Source organism: Neorhizobium alkalisoli, from assembly GCF_002968635.1.
GTDB lineage: Bacteria > Pseudomonadota > Alphaproteobacteria > Rhizobiales > Rhizobiaceae > Neorhizobium > Neorhizobium alkalisoli.
In genome coordinates this window covers 20,159-35,494 of sequence record NZ_PVBN01000014.1, presented here as the reverse complement: position 1 = coordinate 35,494, position 15,336 = coordinate 20,159, and the positions used below count along the sequence as shown (strand labels likewise).

Sequence of the window (15,336 nt, the reverse complement as noted above, 5' to 3'; positions counted from 1 at the left end):
GAGAAACATGCGCAAGGGAATTTTAGGCCTGGCCGTAGCTGCGATGGCTTTTGCCGGCACCGCTTATGCCCAGGACAAGAAGGTGACGATCGGCGTCTCCATTCCGGCGGCCGACCATGGCTGGACGGCAGGTGTCGTGTTCCATGCCGAACGCGTTGCCAAGCTTCTGATGCAGGAGCACAAGGGCCTCAACGTCATCGTCAAGACCTCACCGGATCCGGCAAGCCAGGCCAATGCCGTGCAGGATCTTGCAGTCCAGGGCATCGACGGCCTCGTCATCCTGCCGACCGATCCGGATCCGCTCGTCAACGCCATCCAGCAGGTCAAGGATTCGGGCGCCTTCGTCGCTCTCGTCGACCGTGCACCGTCGAACAACGACAACTCGGTTCGTGACCTCTATGTGGCCGGCAACAACCCGGCGCTTGGCCAGGTCGCCGGCGAATATATCAAAAAGACCACGCCGAACGCCCAGGTCGTCGTCATCCGCGGTCTGCCGATCCCGATCGATCAGCAGCGCCAGGACGGTTTCGACAAGGGTATCGCCGGTTCCGGTGTCAAGGTTCTGGAGCGCCAGTACGGCAACTGGAACCGCGACGACGCCTTCCGCGTCATGCAGGACTACCTGACCAAATATCCGAAGATCGACGTGGTCTGGTGCCAGGACGACGACATGGCGGTCGGCGTTCTCGAAGCCATCCAGCAGGCCAAGCGCACCGACATCCAGTATGTCGTTGCCGGCGCCGGCTCCAAGGACATGGTCAAGCGCGTCATGGACGGCGACAAGATGATCCCGGTCGACGTGCTCTATCCGCCGTCGATGGTGGCAACCGCCATGCAGCTTACCGCCGCGCATTTCTATGACCAGGTTCCGGTCAGCGGCGAATACATCCTCGATGCGACGCTCGTCACCAAGGAAAATGCCGAGCAGTTCTACTTCCCGGATTCTCCGTTCTGATCATCACCAAGGCGCGCTCTTCGGAAGGGCGCGCCTTTTTTCATGTCCGTCATTCTTGCAGCCATTCCCAGGAGTAAAATCATGAAGACGATCAAGGGCCCCGCCCTCTTTCTCGGTCAGTTCGCGGGGGATGCCGCGCCGTTCAATTCCTGGGATGCGATTACCAAATGGGCGGCGGAGAAGGGCTATATCGGCGTGCAGGTGCCGACCTGGGCCGGCCAGCTTATCGATCTGAAGAAAGCCGCGACCTCCAAAGACTACTGCGACGAATTTGCCGGGATCGCCCGCCAGAACGGCATCGAGGTGACGGAGCTTTCGACGCACCTGCAGGGCCAGCTCGTTGCCGTCCATCCGGCATATGACGAGGGCTTCGATGGTTTTGCCGTACCCGAAGTGCGCGGCAATCCGAAGGCCCGGCAGCAATGGGCTGTCGAGCAGGTGAAGATGGCGCTGACGGCCTCGAAGCATCTCGGGATCAAGGCGCATGCGACCTTTTCCGGCGCGCTTGCCTGGCCCTACCTGTATCCGTGGCCGCAGCGGCCGGCCGGTCTGATCGAGACGGCCTTCGATGAGCTTGCGAAGCGCTGGACGCCGATCCTCGACCACGCGGAGGATTGCGGCGTCGACGTATGTTACGAAATCCATCCCGGCGAGGACCTCCATGACGGCGTCACCTTCGAGATGTTCCTGGAGCGGGTGAAGAACCATCGGCGCGCCAACATGCTCTACGATCCGTCGCACTACGTGCTGCAGTGCCTCGACTATCTCGACCACATCGACATCTACAAGGACCGGATCAAGATGTTCCACGTCAAGGACGCGGAGTTCAATCCGACCGGCCGGCAGGGCGTTTATGGCGGTTACCAGGGCTGGGTCGGCCGCGCCGGACGTTTCCGCTCGCCGGGCGACGGTCAGGTCGATTTCGGCTCGATCTTCTCCAAGATGGCCGCCAACGATTTCGACGGCTGGGCCGTGGTCGAGTGGGAGTGCGCGCTGAAACATCCGGAGGACGGCGCGCGTGAAGGCGCCGAGTTCGTCAAGGCGCATATCATCCGCGTCACCGAAAAGGCCTTCGACGATTTCGCCAGTGGCGGCACCGACGAGGCGGCCAACCGGCGGATGCTGGGGCTTTAAGACTGAAACTGAAAAGAGGCGACGCGATCCATGCTTGAGAAACCTAACTTGTTGGGTTATTGATGGCATGGTTACCATTCTCCGCCAACATGGGCTGCGGTTTGTCATCTACACGGCAGATCACGAACCTCCCCACGTTCATGTCTATGGTGACGGCGAAGCGCGCATCGACATCGCGACGCTGAAAGTTTTGAGCCAAGGCGGCATGTCGGACGCGGATGTCCGGCGTGCGGTCGCGGTGATCGAGGAAAACCGGGAGTTATTCCAGCAAACCTGGAGGAAGTACCATGGTTGAAATCACGGATGCCGAACTTGCTCAGGCCAAGCAACGGTGGGGGGCCGAACGGAGGCAGAGGCCAATTCCCCTCTCCGTCCGCTTCGATATGCCATCTGGCCGTATCGTCGTGGAATTTGCCAATGGCGCTGCTTTCATGGTGCCGGCCCGCTCGCTGGAGGGGCTGACGGAAGCGACGGATGAACAACTGGCGGAGGTGGTGCTTCTGGGAGAAACCGGTCTGCACTGGGAAGGCCTCGATGTGGATTACTCGATTTCCGGCCTCATGAGTGGTGTTTTCGGCAGCCGGGCCTTCATCGATGCTCAGCGCAGGGGCGGGCAATCGAAATCGCTGGCAAAGACAACGGCAAGCCGAGTCAATGGCGCCAAGGGCGGGCGGCCCCCAAAGAGTGCCAAAACCAACTGACGGTATTTCTGCCGTTGAGAGAGAAATTATCTTTTCGAGGAGAGAACAATCATGGCAATCGAAGGCAAGGACGAACAGGCGCGCGAGCCGCGCATTCGGCTCGGCATGGTGGGTGGCGGCGCGGGCGCCTTCATCGGTGCGGTGCATCGCATGGCGGCACGGCTGGACGACCAGTTCGAACTCGTCGCGGGCGCGCTCTCGTCGACGCCGGAAAAGACTGCCGCATCCGGCCGTGATCTCGGGCTCGATCCGTCCCGCACCTATGGCAGCTACAAGGAGATGGCGATCCGCGAGGCCAAGCTGAAGACCGGCATCGAAGCGGTCTCGATCGTCACGCCGAACCATGTCCATTACGACGCGGCCAAGGAATTCCTGCGTCGCGGCATCCATGTGATCTGCGACAAGCCGCTGACATCGAACCTTGCCGACGCCAGGAAGCTCAAGAAGGTGGCGGACGAGAGCGATGCGCTCTTCATCCTCACCCACAACTACACCGGATATCCGATGGTGCGCCAAGCCCGCGAGATGATCCAGAACGGCGATCTCGGACAAATTCGCGTGGTGCAGGTGGAATATCCGCAGGACTGGCTGACGGAGGCGGTCGAGCAGACCGGCGCCAAGCAGGCCGTCTGGCGTACGGACCCCGCCCAGTCCGGTGTCGGCGGTTCGACCGGCGATATCGGCACGCATGCCTATAACCTCGCCTGCTTCATCACCGGGTTGACGCTCGAAAGCCTCGCCGCCGATCTCGACAGTTTCGTGGAAGGCCGCCGGCTCGATGACAACGCGCATGTGATGTTGCGCTTCGAAGGCGGCGCCAAGGGCATGCTCTGGTGCAGCCAGGTCGCCCCGGGCAATGAGAACGGGTTGAAGATCCGCGTCTATGGCAGCAAGGGCGGCATCGAATGGGTACAGGCCGATCCGAACTATCTCTGGTTCACGCCCTTCGGCGAGCCGAAGCGCCTGCTCACTCGCGCCGGAGCGGGTGCCGGTGCTGCGGCCGCTCGGGTCAGCCGCATCCCATCCGGCCATCCGGAAGGTTATCTCGAAGCCTTTGCGACGATCTACACGGAAGCCGCTCGCGCCATCAACGCGAGGAAGAAGGGTGGCAAGATCGACAAGGATGTCATCTATCCGACCGTCGATGACGGTGTGAAGGGGGTTGCCTTTATCGAGGCCTGCGTCGCCTCGTCAAGGAAGAACGGAGCCTGGGTGAAGGTGTGAGGCGACCCGCCTCTCACTCGAATATCGAGGAGAGCCGGATAACCAGCGTCCTGTCGAAGAGATGCCCTTGTTCGTACATCCAGGCGAGGGCATCCGATTTGGTCCATGCGTGTTTGTACGGCCGAGGGCTCGTCAGGGCATCGAACACATCGCAAACCGTGCAAATCCGGATTGGCAGGCTCAGCTGATCGCCTGCCAGTCCGGCGGGATATCCGCTTCCATCGAGCATTTCGTGATGATGGCGGCAGATGTCGAGGACGATCTGCGACTGTTCTCCATGCTCTTTGAGAAACCGAAAACCACTCTCGGGATGGCTGCGGATGGCTTTCATCTCCCCCGGCGTCAGAGGTCCCTGCTTGCGCAGAACGGCGTTGGGAACATGGATCTTGCCGACGTCATGGATAAGCCCGCCAATTCCGAGCGCTTCGATGGTTTTGGCGTCCAGTTCCAGCAGTCGGCCAAGATGCGTCATCAGCGCGCTGACGGCGAGAGAGTGCACATAGGTTCCCTCGTCTTTGCTCTTGAGCCGCGTCACTTCGAGAAAGATATCGGGTGAGGCCTCCAGACTGGCGCCGATCTCCATGGCTGTCGGGCCAAGGCGGTTCAAGTCGACCCTTCCGGAAATGATAAGACGAAATTCTTCCCGCAGCGCCTCTGTCGCCTTGGAGACTTCCTGCCTCACCGCCACCCGGTCTGCGATTTTGACCGATGGGTCGGGCCGGTCGGGATCGGCAAGGTCCGGCCGCCCTCCCAAACTATCGATTTTTACAGTGCTTCTCGCACAATTGACCAGAAGGTGGCTTGCCGAGGAATTGAGGATCGACCGCAGGACTTCATCCGATTGAAGCAGGAAACGCCGCAGTGAGAACTCCGTTGTCGGACATTCCACTGCCTCGATATACATTCCCTTTCGAAGCATGCTTTTCGGAATGCGCAGCATTAACGCATGTCTCCTCCTCTCCAGGAAAAATCACGATAGTCACGACATCTTAAGATCACTCTAATTAAGAGGAGCGCTGCCTTTTGCGGCGGGCGATCGGTATTGACATTTCATCCCGGGGATTTACTGCAACGTCACAGTTCCCGGCCGGCGAGTGCCGCCAACGGTAAAACAGGAGGCCGCCAGTGACCGATCCGAAAAAATTCGCCTCCCGTTTTCCCGGCGATTTCCTGTTCGGCGTGGCAACCGCCTCCTATCAGGTCGAGGGGGCGACCAAGGCCGATGGCCGCAAGCCGTCGATCTGGGATGCGTTCTCGAACATGCCCGGCCGGGTCTATCAGGGCCACAATGGCGACGTCGCCTGCGATCACTACAATCGCTGGGAACAGGATCTCGATCTCATCAAGGAGATGGGCGTCGAAGCATACCGTTTCTCGATCGCCTGGCCGCGCATCATTCCGGAGGGTACGGGCCCGATCAACGAAAAGGGCCTCGATTTCTATGACCGGCTGATCGACGGCTCTAAGGCGCGCGGCATCAAGACCTATGCGACGCTCTACCATTGGGACCTGCCGCTGTCGCTGATGGGCGAGGGCGGCTGGGCTGCCCGTTCCACGGCTCACGCCTTCCAGCGCTATACCAAGGTGGTCATGGACCGGTTCGGCGATCGTCTGGACGCGGTCGCAACCTTCAACGAGCCGTGGTGCATCGTCTGGCTCAGCCATCTCTACGGCATCCATGCGCCGGGGGAAAAGAACATGCAGGCCGCCCTTCACGCCATGCATCACGTCAATCTCGCCCACGGACTTGGCGTCGAGGCGATCCGCCAGGTCTCGCCGAATGTGCCCGTCGGCATCGTCATCAATGCCAATTCCGTCATTCCGGGCTCCGACAGCCCTGCCGACCTCGCCGCGGGCGAACGCGCTCACCAGTTCCACAACGGTGCCTTTTTCGATCCGGTTTTCAAGGGCGAATATCCGAAGGAATTCCTGGAAGCGCTCGGGGACCGCATGCCGGCGGTCGAGGAGGGCGACCTCAAGATCATCAGCCAGAAGCTCGACTGGTGGGGCCTCAACTACTACACGCCGTTGCGTGTCCACGACGATGCGGAACGCAAGGGCGATTTCCCCTGGACGGTGGAGGCGAAGCGCGCCAGCGACGTCAAGACCGACATCGGCTGGGAGGTCTATGCGCCGGGCCTGAAGCTGCTGGTGGAAGACCTCTACCGCCGCTACGACCTGCCGGATTGCTACATCACCGAAAACGGCGCGAGCTACAACATGGAGCCGGTGAACGGTGAGGTGGATGACCAGCCGCGTCTCGACTATTACGTCCAGCATCTTTCGGTGGTGGCCGATCTGATTGCGGATGGCTATCCGATGAAGGGCTATTTCGCCTGGAGCCTGATGGACAATTTCGAATGGGCGGAAGGTTATCGGATGCGGTTCGGGCTCGTCCACGTGAACTACGAAACTCAGGAACGGACGATCAAGAAAAGCGGCAAGTGGTATCGCGATCTCGCGGCCGAGTTTCCAAAAGGCAATTCTGGTGCGGTGCGAACGGCGAAATCAGGCAAGTCTTCTGCCTGAACCGGTCGGGCCGGCGTCCCCGGCATACATTTTTTAATGCATAGTAATCCGCTAGAATTTCTTTCCTCGGCATTTGCTGCGTCGCAATGCGATAAAGCGACAAGCCGCCGCATGGCAGGCTTCTATATCAGTCGTTGAAAGAGGGCCCTGGAGAATGGTAGATCGGCGCTTCACACGTCGAATGTGTTGCTGAGCAGCAGCATATCCTTTTCCGTGACCTGAGCTGCGCCAGTTTGCGCGGCTGAAATGAGCTCTCAAATGAACCCGACAAACCAGACAGTGCAGCAAGCGCAGGCGGGCAGCCTATCGGCGCCGCCCGAACCATTGCCGAATGCTGCTCCGCCAATGGTCTCCTTCGAAGCCGTGACGAAGCGTTTCGGCACCGACGATGAGAACCAGTTCACCGCGCTTGACGGCGTCGACCTCTCGGTTGCGCGCGGCGCGATCACCGGCATTATCGGCCGGTCCGGCGCCGGCAAATCCACCCTGATCCGCCTCGTCAACGGCCTCGAAAAGGCAACCTCGGGCCGCGTCGTCGTCGATGGTATCGAGGTCGGCGGGCTTTCGGAAACCGGCCTTCGCGACCTGCGCCGCCAGGTCGGCATGATCTTCCAGCATTTCAACCTCCTGTCCTCGCGCACGGCTTTCGAAAATGTCGCACTGCCGCTGGAAATCGCCGGCCTTGACGGCAAGTCGATCCGTGACAAGGTGACGCCGCTTCTCGATCTCGTTGGCCTCGGCGACAAGTCCAAGCGTTATCCGGCGGAACTTTCCGGTGGTCAGAAGCAGCGCGTCGGCATTGCCCGGGCGCTCGCCACGTCGCCGAAGCTCTTGCTATCCGACGAAGCGACCTCGGCGCTCGACCCGGAAACCACCCAGTCGATCCTCGACCTCCTGAAACGGATCAATGCGGAGCTCGGTCTCACCGTGCTGCTCATCACCCATGAAATGGAGGTGGTGAAGACGATCGCCTCCGACGTCGCCGTGATCGACCGCGGCAAGATCGTGGAAGCGGGGCGCACCTTCGACGTCTTCACCGGCGCAAAGCACGAGACGACGCGCTCGCTTCTTTCCGCCGCACTCGGCACCAAGCTGCCGGAATGGGTCGGGTCGAAGCTGAAGCCGCAGCCGTCGATCGGCGACCGCGTTCTGGTGCGGTTGATCTTCTTCGGTTCGACGGCCTTCCAACCCCTGACCGGGCGGTTGGTCGCCGAACTCGGCGCCGACGTCAACATCCTGGCCGGCTCCATCGAGGAGATCGCCGGCGAGCCCTATGGTTCGCTGGTCGTCGCCTATCCGGCCGATCCCGCCGTGTTGGAACGCGCCAATCGCTTCTATACCGCAACCGGCCTGCAGACGGAGGTGCTCGGCTATGTCGCCTGATATGCTCTTCAGCCTGCTTTCGAAGTCGCTCCTGCAGACGCTGCAGATGGTGGCGATCGCCGGGCTTCTCGGTTCGCTCGTCGGCCTGCCGATCGGCGTCTTCCTGGCGACCAGCGGCAAGGGGGAACTCTTCCCGGCGCCGGTCAGCAACCGCGTCATCGGCGCGATCGTCAATGCGGCGCGCTCGACCCCGTTCATCATCCTGGTCGTGGCGATCATTCCCTTCACGCGGCTCGTGACGGGCACCTCGATCGGAACCAATGCGGCGATCGTCCCTTTGACGATTGCTACCATTCCGTTTTTCGCGCGCCTCGTCGAGGCAGCGATCCGCGAGATCGACAAGGGGCTGATCGAGGCTGCGCGCGCCATGGGTGCGACGCCGCTGCAGATCGTCTTCAAGGTGCTGCTGGCGGAAGCAAAACCCGGCATCACGCTCGGCTTCACCATGACGATCGTCAGCCTGATCGGCTATTCGGCGATGGTCGGCGCGGTCGGCGGCGGGGGACTGGGCGATCTCGGCATCCGCTATGGTTACCAGCGTTTCATGCCGGAAGTGATGCTCGCCGTCGTGGTGGTGCTGATCGTGCTCGTGCAACTCGTGCAAAGTGCGGGTGACGCGCTTGCCCGACGCTTCGACAAGCGCAACCGCAAGACCTGATTTTCGAAATACCAGCCTCCCAAGACTGGAAAAGACCAAACCAAAGGAGACACTCATGAAGAAGCTCATTATCGCCGCGGCACTTGCCGCCTTCGCCGTCGCTCCGGCGCTCGCCGAAGACATCAAGATCGGCGTGACGCCCGGTCCGCATGCCCAGATCATGGAAAAGGTGAAGGAAATTGCGGCCGGCAAGGGCCTCAATATCGAGATCCTCGAATTCTCCGACTACGTCGTGCCCAACCAGGCGCTGGCGGATGGCGAGCTGAATGCCAACTCCTTCCAGCACAAACCCTATCTCGACAACCAGGTCACCGACCGGAAGTTCGATATCGTCAGCGTCGCCCAGACCGTCAACTTCCCGATGGGCGTCTATTCCAAGAAGGTCAAAAGCCTCGGCGAACTGAAGGAAGGCGCAACCGTCGCCATCCCGAACGACCCGACCAATGGCGGCCGTGCGCTGCTGATCCTCGCCGACCAGGGCCTCATCAAGGTCAATGCCGCCAAGGGTCTGAAGATCGGTCCGGCCGATGTGACGGAGAACCCGAAGAAGATCGAGTTCGCCGAACTGGACGCCGCCCAGCTTCCGCGCTCGCTGGATGACGTCGATGCTTCCGTCATCAACACCAACTATGCGCTCGAGGCCGGCCTCAACCCGAAGACGGATCCGATCGCCCGCGAAGGCGAGAAGGCGCCATACATCAACGTCATCGCCGTCAAGTCCAAGGACAAGGATGCTGCCTGGTTGAAGACGCTGCTCGAAGCTTATCACAGCGTCGAGGTGAAGGAATTCGTCAACACCCAGTTCAAGGGCGCCGTCATCGCCGCCTGGTAATTGAATTTCAGAAAATTCTTGTGGACCGGGCCTCCCGTAGGAGGTCCGGCCTTTCTTTTTAACGCTATCTGAAGGAATACCCGCGAAAGATGTAGGACCCAACGAGGTCTTCCATGCCGCTTCTTTCGTCACGTTTTCGGCGCACCGTTTCTGTCGGCCGTCGTTCTGCCGTGACGTCGATGCTGTTCGCATTCGCGATCGTCGTCGTCTTGGTGACGATCTTCATCCTGACCGCACTCGACCGCATCGCCGACTACGCCAACCGTGCGGACGACGCGCGCTCGCGCGAAACGACCTCCGGCGCCATCCAGACGTTCCGCAGTCAGCTTCATGCGACGCTGAACGATTATGCGGCCTGGGACGACGCTGCGCAGTTCGTCTATGCCGGTGACCAGAGCTGGATCATCAGCAACTACGGCGACATGACCTCCAACAGCGATCTCTTCGATGTCGCAATCGTCATGGACAAGGATCAGAACGTCGTGATGTCGTATCAGGACGGGGCGCCTGCTTCCTGGGTACCGCGCGACTATTTCGATTCCTCCCTATGGACCATGTTCGACACGGCAAGTTCAGCAGGACCCGAAACGCTGCCGGAAGCCTCGGCCTTCGTGCAGACGAAAACCGGTGTTGCGGCGGTCGGCGTGGCTCTGATCCGCCCCAAGGAGGGGCAGTTGGAGCAGCCGCACGAGGGCCGGCGTTTCCTCATCTTCGCGCGCCACCTTGATGCTGCAAAGGTCGAGAAGCTTGCCGAGACCTATGTCATCGACGGCCTGCGTTTTGCCGATGCGGGGGAGACGACGCCGAATGTGGTGGAGCTGCGCAACATGCATGGAAGGCTGCTGCAGCGGCTCGTCTGGCAGTCGCGCCTGCCGGGAAATCTCGGCTATTCCGAAGTACGGCCGCTTGTCTACGGCGCTCTTGTGATGGTCGGCCTGTTCTTCCTGCTGCTTTTCGTCAGCGGCAGCAAGACGTTGAACCGCCTGGCAACCGACGAGGCGGCGGCGCGGCATCTCGCCATGACCGACCGGTTGAGCGGGCTCTTGAACCGGGCCGGCTTTTTTGCCGCACTCGGCGATCTGGTGGCGGAGAGCCGCCGCAAGCACGGCCATGTGGTGCTGCTCTATCTCGATCTCGATGGCTTCAAGGAGGTCAACGACGCCTATGGCCACGCCACCGGCGACAAGCTGATCCGCGGTGTGGCTGCGGGCCTCAAGACGCTGGTGGGAGAGAACACGGTTCTCGCTCGCGTCGGCGGCGACGAGTTTGCCATTGCGCTGTCCACCGGGGAGGTCGCCAAGGTCGTGGAGGTGATCAGCGACCGCATCCTGGGGTTCTTCGACGAACCCTTCCTGATCGGCGAGCGGGTCGCAACGATCGGCACGAGCATCGGGGTAGCGGTGTCGCCCAATGGCAAGGTTTCGGGAGAGGAACTGGTGCGCCATGCCGATATGGCCATGTATCGCGCCAAGGATGGCGGCGGCGGCCGCACCGAATATTTCCATCCCGAAATGGATGCCGAGCGCGAAGAGCGCAACCAGCTCGAAGTCGACCTCAGGATTGCCATCGAACGGCGCGAGCTGCACGTGGTCTACCAGCCCGTCGTCGACGCGGCCACCTGGAGGCTGATCGGGGTGGAGGCGCTGGCGCGCTGGAACCGAAGGGGATACGGGCCGGTTCCGCCGGACGTCTTCATTCCGATCGCCGAGTCCACCGGCCTGATCGACCAGCTCGGCCTGTTCGTGCTGCATCGCGCCTGCGAGACGCTGGCGCAGTGGCCGGAGCTGAAACTCGCCGTCAACATTTCGCCGGGCCAGTTCCGCGATCCGGCCTTCGCGCTGCATGTCGGTTCCGTCTTCCGCAAGACAGGCACCGATCCGTCGCGCCTGACGCTGGAAATGACCGAGGGCTACTTCATCCAGAACCCGTCGCGCGCCCGCGCCGCGCTCGCCAAGCTGAAACACCTCGGGGTAAAGATCGCGCTCGATGACTTCGGCGCGGGTTTTTCGAGCGTCGGATATCTCCGTCAGTTCGGCTTTCATCGGATGAAGATCGACAAGTCGATGGTGCATGCACTGGACGAGGGCGGTACCGCGATGGACACGCTGCAGGCGACCGTCGCGCTTGCCCGGTCGCTCAACATCCCCGTCACGGCCGAAGGCGTCGAGACGAGGAACCAGGCGCTGGCGCTGAGGCTCAGCGGTTGCGACGAACTGCAGGGTTATCTGTTCGGCAAGCCCATGTCGGCGGAAGAGATCGACAGCATCTATCGCGGCGGCCGGATGCCGGACGGGGCGAGCGCGGCCTGAGCCCGGCCTATTTCCTGCCGGGAAGTTCGCTTCCTCAACACAGGGATGTCGAGCTGGTTGAGATGGTAGCGGAATGCTTTCCGCCGGAAGCGGATATTGCGTTCATCCCGGGCGCGCATATTGTGATCCGGCGGCGTGGGCAGCCTTGTTCGTTGCAGCCATCTGCCCGCCCGATTTTGAAGGAGACGCAGCATGGACCGGTTTACGGGTGGTTGCCTGTGCGGCAAAGTCCGGATCGTGGCGTCGGGCTCCCCGTACCGGGTCGGCCTTTGCCACTGTCTCGACTGCCGCAAGCATCATGGAGCCCTTTTCCACGCGTCCGCGATCTTTCCCCAGGATGCGGTGACGATCGATGGCGAAACGCGCGACTATGGGGGGCGATTTTTCTGCCCCCATTGCGGCTCGTCCGTTTTCGCACGCTCTGCCGACGAAATCGAAGTGAACCTGGGCTCCCTGGATGCTCCTGACCAGTTGATGCCGACCTACGAACTCTGGACCATCCGTCGCGAATCCTGGTTGCCGCCGTTTCCGCTCAAACGACGATACGACCGCGATCGCGACGCCGAGAGCCGCTTCGAGGAGTAGGTTTCGGAGAATGCCCCGCAACGATCCTGTCGCAAGCACCTGCTAAACCACTTGGCATGGGTTTAGAAAAGATCAGGGTGGCAGGGAATGACTGCGACATTCGGCGAATTAAGCGATCGCATCGGTCGCGTCGGAGAGCTTTACGCACGGGTGCACAACATCACGCGCACCCCGGATTGGTATCTGCTCAAACTGACAGAGGAGCTTGGGGAACTCACCGCTGAGCATCTGCTCATAAACGGACAGGCCCGAGCGAACGCCGATGGATCGGGCGGCACCCGCGAAGCTTTGGAAAACGAAGCGGCCGATTTGTTCGGGCAATTTGTACTCTATCTGCGCGTGAATGATATCGACATTGAAGCCGCCGTCGAGCGGAAGTGGCTACGACATCTGGATCGATACTTGGAGCTTGATAGCATCGAGGAGTAGTAGCTCCCTCACCCGCCGATATGCTTCTGGCCGCGCTTCTTGGCGAGGGCGATCTGGTGCTGCCGTTGCCGGTAGCGCTCGCGGTCTTCTTCCGTGCGGGTGTCGTAGCAGTGCGAACAGGAGACCCCTTCCTCGTAATGGGGTGAGGTGACCTCTTCCGCCGTGATCGGGTTGCGGCAGGCGTGGCAGAGCTTGTGATTGCCTTCCTTCAGGCCATGCTCCACCGAGACGCGCTCGTCGAAGACGAAGCATGCGCCCTCCCAGAGGCTTTCTTCCGCGGGCACGTCCTCGAGATATTTCAGGATGCCACCCTTGAGGTGATAGACCTCGTCGAAGCCCTGTTCCTTCATGAAGGCCGTCGCCTTTTCGCAGCGGATGCCGCCGGTGCAGTACATGGCGATCTTCGGCTTGTTGTGCAGGCCTTCGTTGTTTTTCACCCAGTCGGGAAACTCGCGAAACGTCTTGGTCTTGGGATCGACTGCGCCCTGGAAGATGCCGATCGCCGTTTCGTAGTCGTTGCGGGTGTCGATGATGATCGTTTCGGGGTCGGAAATCAGGGCATTCCAGTCCTTCGGCTCCACATAGGTGCCGACGATCCGGTTGGGGTCGATGTCCTCGACGCCCATGGTGACGATTTCCTTTTTCGGCCGCACCTTCATTCGCAGGAAAGGCATCTTGGAGGCGCGGCTTTCCTTGTGCTCCAGCTTTTCAAATTCCGGCTGTGCTCGGAGATAGGCGAGGAGACCCCTGATGGCCTCGTCGGAGCCGGCAACGGTGCCGTTGATGCCTTCGCGGGCAATAAGCAGCGTTCCCCTGATGCCGTGCTCGTCGCAGAAGGCCTGCAGCGGTTCGCGAAAACTCTCAAACCGGTCGAAGCGCGCAAAATGATAGAGCGCGGCTACGAGAAAGGCGCCGGATGTTTCCGGGCGCGATAAAGCAAGATTGTCTGTCATGGCGCTGAAATACAGCTTCGCGACTATCCGCGCAACGCGCTTTCTTTGTCGACCTTGCCGTTGAATTTCGCCCTGTGGCTTTTTGCCTTTCGCGGTGCGGTTGCCGCTCTCTCCCAAAGGAGGCGGATCAGGGCGCTTTCGGTCTCCGCACCATCGGCGAAGACCTCGTGCGCCCTTTCGACCGCTTCATGGCGGAGCGTCTGCTGGCGGGCGATGATGGCGCCGAGGACGAGGGCCAGCGTGCCGCTGTCGCCGAAAAGCTCGGGGCTTTCATTGACTAGCCCCGTCAGCACCGAAAGATCGTGCTCGTGGCCGAGCAGGTCCACGAGTTCCTTTGCCTGCATCTGCTTGGCAAGCATTGCCGAAGGCCAGATCGGGCCGAGCAGCGACAGGTGCATCCAGTAGGTCTGCCCGCTTTTGCGCAGGTCATGATAGACTTCGGCGTCGGCATGTTCCTCGCAGGCGGCAAGTGCCGCGAGCGCCCTCAACCGCTGTTTCTTCCAGGCCGTGGCAAGGCGTTTCGCCGTCTTGCGCGGGTCGTCGTCGAGGTCGAGTTCTCCAAGCGCGGCAATAGCTTCCCTGCAGGTCGCGATCGCCGCCGCCATCTTGGCGGGGAGATCGTGTTCTTCGGAAGCGATCCGGTCGCGCCGTTCCGTCAGTGCCTTCGACGCCACCGTCAGCGCTGCGAGTTTTTCCGGCGAGGTCGCATGTTCCGCGAGGTAGTTGACCGTTTCGACCAGCGCGGTCGCATCTCGGACCGCGGAGAGTGTCTGCGCCATGTCGCGGATGCGGGCGTTTTCCTGCCGGCGGAACTCGCTGGCGTCGGACTGGATCAACCGATAGAGGGCGCGCACCCGCTTGAAGCGTTTGCGGGCATCGTGTACCGCCTCGTGCGGGCCGCCCGGCTGTTCTTCGAGCAGATGGATCGCGCGGGTGATCTGGCTTTCCGCCACCGAGCAAAATTCGGCCGTGAAGCGTTTAGCGGGTTGCAGACGATAAGCCATCGGCCAGCTCCGCGCTCAGATCTTCGGTTGCCATGACGAGGTTGGAATAGCGCCGGTCGCCGGTGACTTCTTTTCCCAGCCAGTCCGGCAGTTCCGGGTTCGCCTTCTCGTCCTCCATTTCGACTTCGGCCACCACAAGCCCCTTGTAGGCACCGTCATAGACATCCACCTCCCAGACATAGCCGGCATGCCTGACCTCGTGCCGGGTCTTTTCCAAGACCACGCCGACGGCGGTTTTCGCCATCTCCTCGGCATCGGCGAGCGGGATTTCGTATTCGAACTCGTCGCGGGCAATCAGGCTCGCGCCGATCTTGATGGTGAGTTTGGCGCGCTTGCCGTCCATGATGCGGATGCGCACCGAGCGATCGTCGCCGGAGGCGATATAGGCCTGCAGAAAATTGGAAGATGACGAGACTTCGGAGCGCCAGCCGTCGCCGGTCACCAGAAACTTGCGTTCGATTTCCTTGGCCATGGCCGCCTGTCTTGCTCGGGAACTTTTGCAACCCTTCCGCAACCCTAGTGCAAACTCGCATTTTGGCAAACCCACTTGGCCGGCGCACGGCATTTTTTCTCGACAATGACGGACTTGGGCGTTATCTCCCACCCCGAGATTTCAATCGTTTTAGCGGAGATGATCGCC

16 protein-coding genes are annotated in these 15,336 nt (G+C 61.2%); 12 read left to right on the top strand and 4 right to left on the bottom strand.

Going from position 1 to position 15,336, the window contains the following annotated elements; genetic code table 11:
• The first annotated feature begins 7 nt into the window (after positions 1-7).
• From C5L13_RS24480 to C5L13_RS24460, 5 genes are all read left to right on the top strand, one after another.
• On the top strand, positions 8-955 hold the full coding sequence (locus C5L13_RS24480; protein WP_105385891.1) for a substrate-binding domain-containing protein: 948 nt from the start codon (positions 8-10) through the stop codon (positions 953-955).
• 81 nt (positions 956-1,036) lie between these two features.
• Positions 1,037-2,089 (top strand): sugar phosphate isomerase/epimerase family protein, encoded by a 1,053-nt coding sequence (locus C5L13_RS24475; RefSeq protein ID WP_105385890.1) that lies wholly within the window; start codon positions 1,037-1,039, stop codon positions 2,087-2,089.
• A gap of 67 nt (positions 2,090-2,156) precedes the next feature.
• Positions 2,157-2,384, top strand: a complete 228-nt coding sequence (locus C5L13_RS24470) for a DUF4160 domain-containing protein (protein WP_105385889.1) — start codon at positions 2,157-2,159, stop codon at positions 2,382-2,384.
• On the top strand, positions 2,377-2,790 hold the full coding sequence (locus C5L13_RS24465; RefSeq protein ID WP_105385888.1) for a DUF2442 domain-containing protein: 414 nt from the start codon (positions 2,377-2,379) through the stop codon (positions 2,788-2,790). Before C5L13_RS24470 ends, C5L13_RS24465 begins: the two co-directional genes overlap by 8 nt.
• A gap of 51 nt (positions 2,791-2,841) precedes the next feature.
• Entirely contained in the window at positions 2,842-4,014 is a 1,173-nt protein-coding gene (locus C5L13_RS24460; RefSeq protein WP_105385887.1) for a Gfo/Idh/MocA family protein, read from the top strand.
• Between the two features lie 13 nt (positions 4,015-4,027).
• Here C5L13_RS24460 and C5L13_RS24455 read toward each other — a convergent pair whose 3' ends face one another.
• A complete protein-coding gene (locus C5L13_RS24455; protein WP_105385886.1) occupies positions 4,028-4,954 on the bottom strand; it encodes an HD-GYP domain-containing protein in 927 nt (308 codons plus the stop codon).
• 185 nt (positions 4,955-5,139) lie between these two features.
• Here C5L13_RS24455 and C5L13_RS24450 point away from each other — a divergent pair, with 185 nt between their 5' ends.
• From C5L13_RS24450 to C5L13_RS24420, 7 genes are all read left to right on the top strand, one after another.
• Positions 5,140-6,543: a GH1 family beta-glucosidase gene (locus C5L13_RS24450; protein ID WP_105385885.1), complete on the top strand. Its 1,404-nt coding sequence runs from the start codon at positions 5,140-5,142 to the stop codon at positions 6,541-6,543.
• A 345-nt stretch (positions 6,544-6,888) separates the two neighbouring features.
• The gene (locus C5L13_RS24445) at positions 6,889-7,926 is read left to right on the top strand and encodes a methionine ABC transporter ATP-binding protein (RefSeq protein WP_105385993.1); all 1,038 of its coding nucleotides are present in this window, start codon (positions 6,889-6,891) and stop codon (positions 7,924-7,926) included.
• Positions 7,916-8,584: a methionine ABC transporter permease gene (locus tag C5L13_RS24440; protein WP_105385884.1), complete on the top strand. Its 669-nt coding sequence runs from the start codon at positions 7,916-7,918 to the stop codon at positions 8,582-8,584. The genes C5L13_RS24445 and C5L13_RS24440 overlap by 11 nt, the downstream gene beginning before the upstream one ends.
• 55 nt (positions 8,585-8,639) lie before the next feature.
• The gene (locus C5L13_RS24435) at positions 8,640-9,416 is read left to right on the top strand and encodes a MetQ/NlpA family ABC transporter substrate-binding protein (protein ID WP_105385883.1); all 777 of its coding nucleotides are present in this window, start codon (positions 8,640-8,642) and stop codon (positions 9,414-9,416) included.
• 113 nt (positions 9,417-9,529) lie between these two features.
• The gene (locus C5L13_RS24430; protein ID WP_105385882.1) at positions 9,530-11,725 is read left to right on the top strand and encodes a bifunctional diguanylate cyclase/phosphodiesterase; all 2,196 of its coding nucleotides are present in this window, start codon (positions 9,530-9,532) and stop codon (positions 11,723-11,725) included.
• 192 nt (positions 11,726-11,917) lie between these two features.
• Positions 11,918-12,310 (top strand): GFA family protein, encoded by a 393-nt coding sequence (locus tag C5L13_RS24425; protein ID WP_105385881.1) that lies wholly within the window; start codon positions 11,918-11,920, stop codon positions 12,308-12,310.
• Positions 12,311-12,397: 87 nt separating this feature from the next.
• The gene (locus tag C5L13_RS24420; RefSeq protein ID WP_245571458.1) at positions 12,398-12,739 is read left to right on the top strand and encodes a nucleoside triphosphate pyrophosphohydrolase family protein; all 342 of its coding nucleotides are present in this window, start codon (positions 12,398-12,400) and stop codon (positions 12,737-12,739) included.
• Positions 12,740-12,747: 8 nt separating this feature from the next.
• Here C5L13_RS24420 and trhO read toward each other — a convergent pair whose 3' ends face one another.
• From trhO to C5L13_RS24405, 3 genes are read right to left on the bottom strand one after another with little or no spacing between them, the layout of a single operon-like run.
• Positions 12,748-13,692 (bottom strand): oxygen-dependent tRNA uridine(34) hydroxylase TrhO, encoded by a 945-nt coding sequence (gene trhO, locus C5L13_RS24415; RefSeq protein ID WP_105385880.1) that lies wholly within the window; start codon positions 13,690-13,692, stop codon positions 12,748-12,750.
• 23 nt (positions 13,693-13,715) lie between these two features.
• Positions 13,716-14,696, bottom strand: coding sequence for a CHAD domain-containing protein (locus C5L13_RS24410; RefSeq protein WP_105385879.1), 981 nt, complete (start codon positions 14,694-14,696; stop codon positions 13,716-13,718).
• Entirely contained in the window at positions 14,671-15,168 is a 498-nt protein-coding gene (locus C5L13_RS24405) for a CYTH domain-containing protein (protein ID WP_105385878.1), read from the bottom strand. The genes C5L13_RS24410 and C5L13_RS24405 overlap by 26 nt, the downstream gene beginning before the upstream one ends.
• Between the last annotated feature and the right edge of the window lie 168 nt (positions 15,169-15,336).

Bases quoted from the DNA above. Each gene is read 5' to 3' on its own strand.
- C5L13_RS24480 (WP_105385891.1), top strand. From the start codon at position 8: ATGCGCAAGGGAATTTTAGGCCTGGCCGTAGCTGCGATGGCTTTTGCC.
- C5L13_RS24475 (WP_105385890.1), top strand. From the start codon at position 1,037: ATGAAGACGATCAAGGGCCCCGCCCTCTTTCTCGGTCAGTTCGCGGGG.
- C5L13_RS24470 (WP_105385889.1), top strand. From the start codon at position 2,157: ATGGTTACCATTCTCCGCCAACATGGGCTGCGGTTTGTCATCTACACG.
- C5L13_RS24465 (WP_105385888.1), top strand. From the start codon at position 2,377: ATGGTTGAAATCACGGATGCCGAACTTGCTCAGGCCAAGCAACGGTGG.
- C5L13_RS24460 (WP_105385887.1), top strand. From the start codon at position 2,842: ATGGCAATCGAAGGCAAGGACGAACAGGCGCGCGAGCCGCGCATTCGG.
- C5L13_RS24455 (WP_105385886.1), bottom strand. From the start codon at position 4,954: ATGCTGCGCATTCCGAAAAGCATGCTTCGAAAGGGAATGTATATCGAG.
- C5L13_RS24445 (WP_105385993.1), top strand. From the start codon at position 6,889: ATGGTCTCCTTCGAAGCCGTGACGAAGCGTTTCGGCACCGACGATGAG.
- C5L13_RS24440 (WP_105385884.1), top strand. From the start codon at position 7,916: ATGTCGCCTGATATGCTCTTCAGCCTGCTTTCGAAGTCGCTCCTGCAG.
- C5L13_RS24435 (WP_105385883.1), top strand. From the start codon at position 8,640: ATGAAGAAGCTCATTATCGCCGCGGCACTTGCCGCCTTCGCCGTCGCT.
- C5L13_RS24430 (WP_105385882.1), top strand. From the start codon at position 9,530: ATGCCGCTTCTTTCGTCACGTTTTCGGCGCACCGTTTCTGTCGGCCGT.
- C5L13_RS24425 (WP_105385881.1), top strand. From the start codon at position 11,918: ATGGACCGGTTTACGGGTGGTTGCCTGTGCGGCAAAGTCCGGATCGTG.
- C5L13_RS24420 (WP_245571458.1), top strand. From the start codon at position 12,398: ATGACTGCGACATTCGGCGAATTAAGCGATCGCATCGGTCGCGTCGGA.
- trhO (WP_105385880.1), bottom strand. From the start codon at position 13,692: ATGACAGACAATCTTGCTTTATCGCGCCCGGAAACATCCGGCGCCTTT.
- C5L13_RS24410 (WP_105385879.1), bottom strand. From the start codon at position 14,696: ATGGCTTATCGTCTGCAACCCGCTAAACGCTTCACGGCCGAATTTTGC.
- C5L13_RS24405 (WP_105385878.1), bottom strand. From the start codon at position 15,168: ATGGCCAAGGAAATCGAACGCAAGTTTCTGGTGACCGGCGACGGCTGG.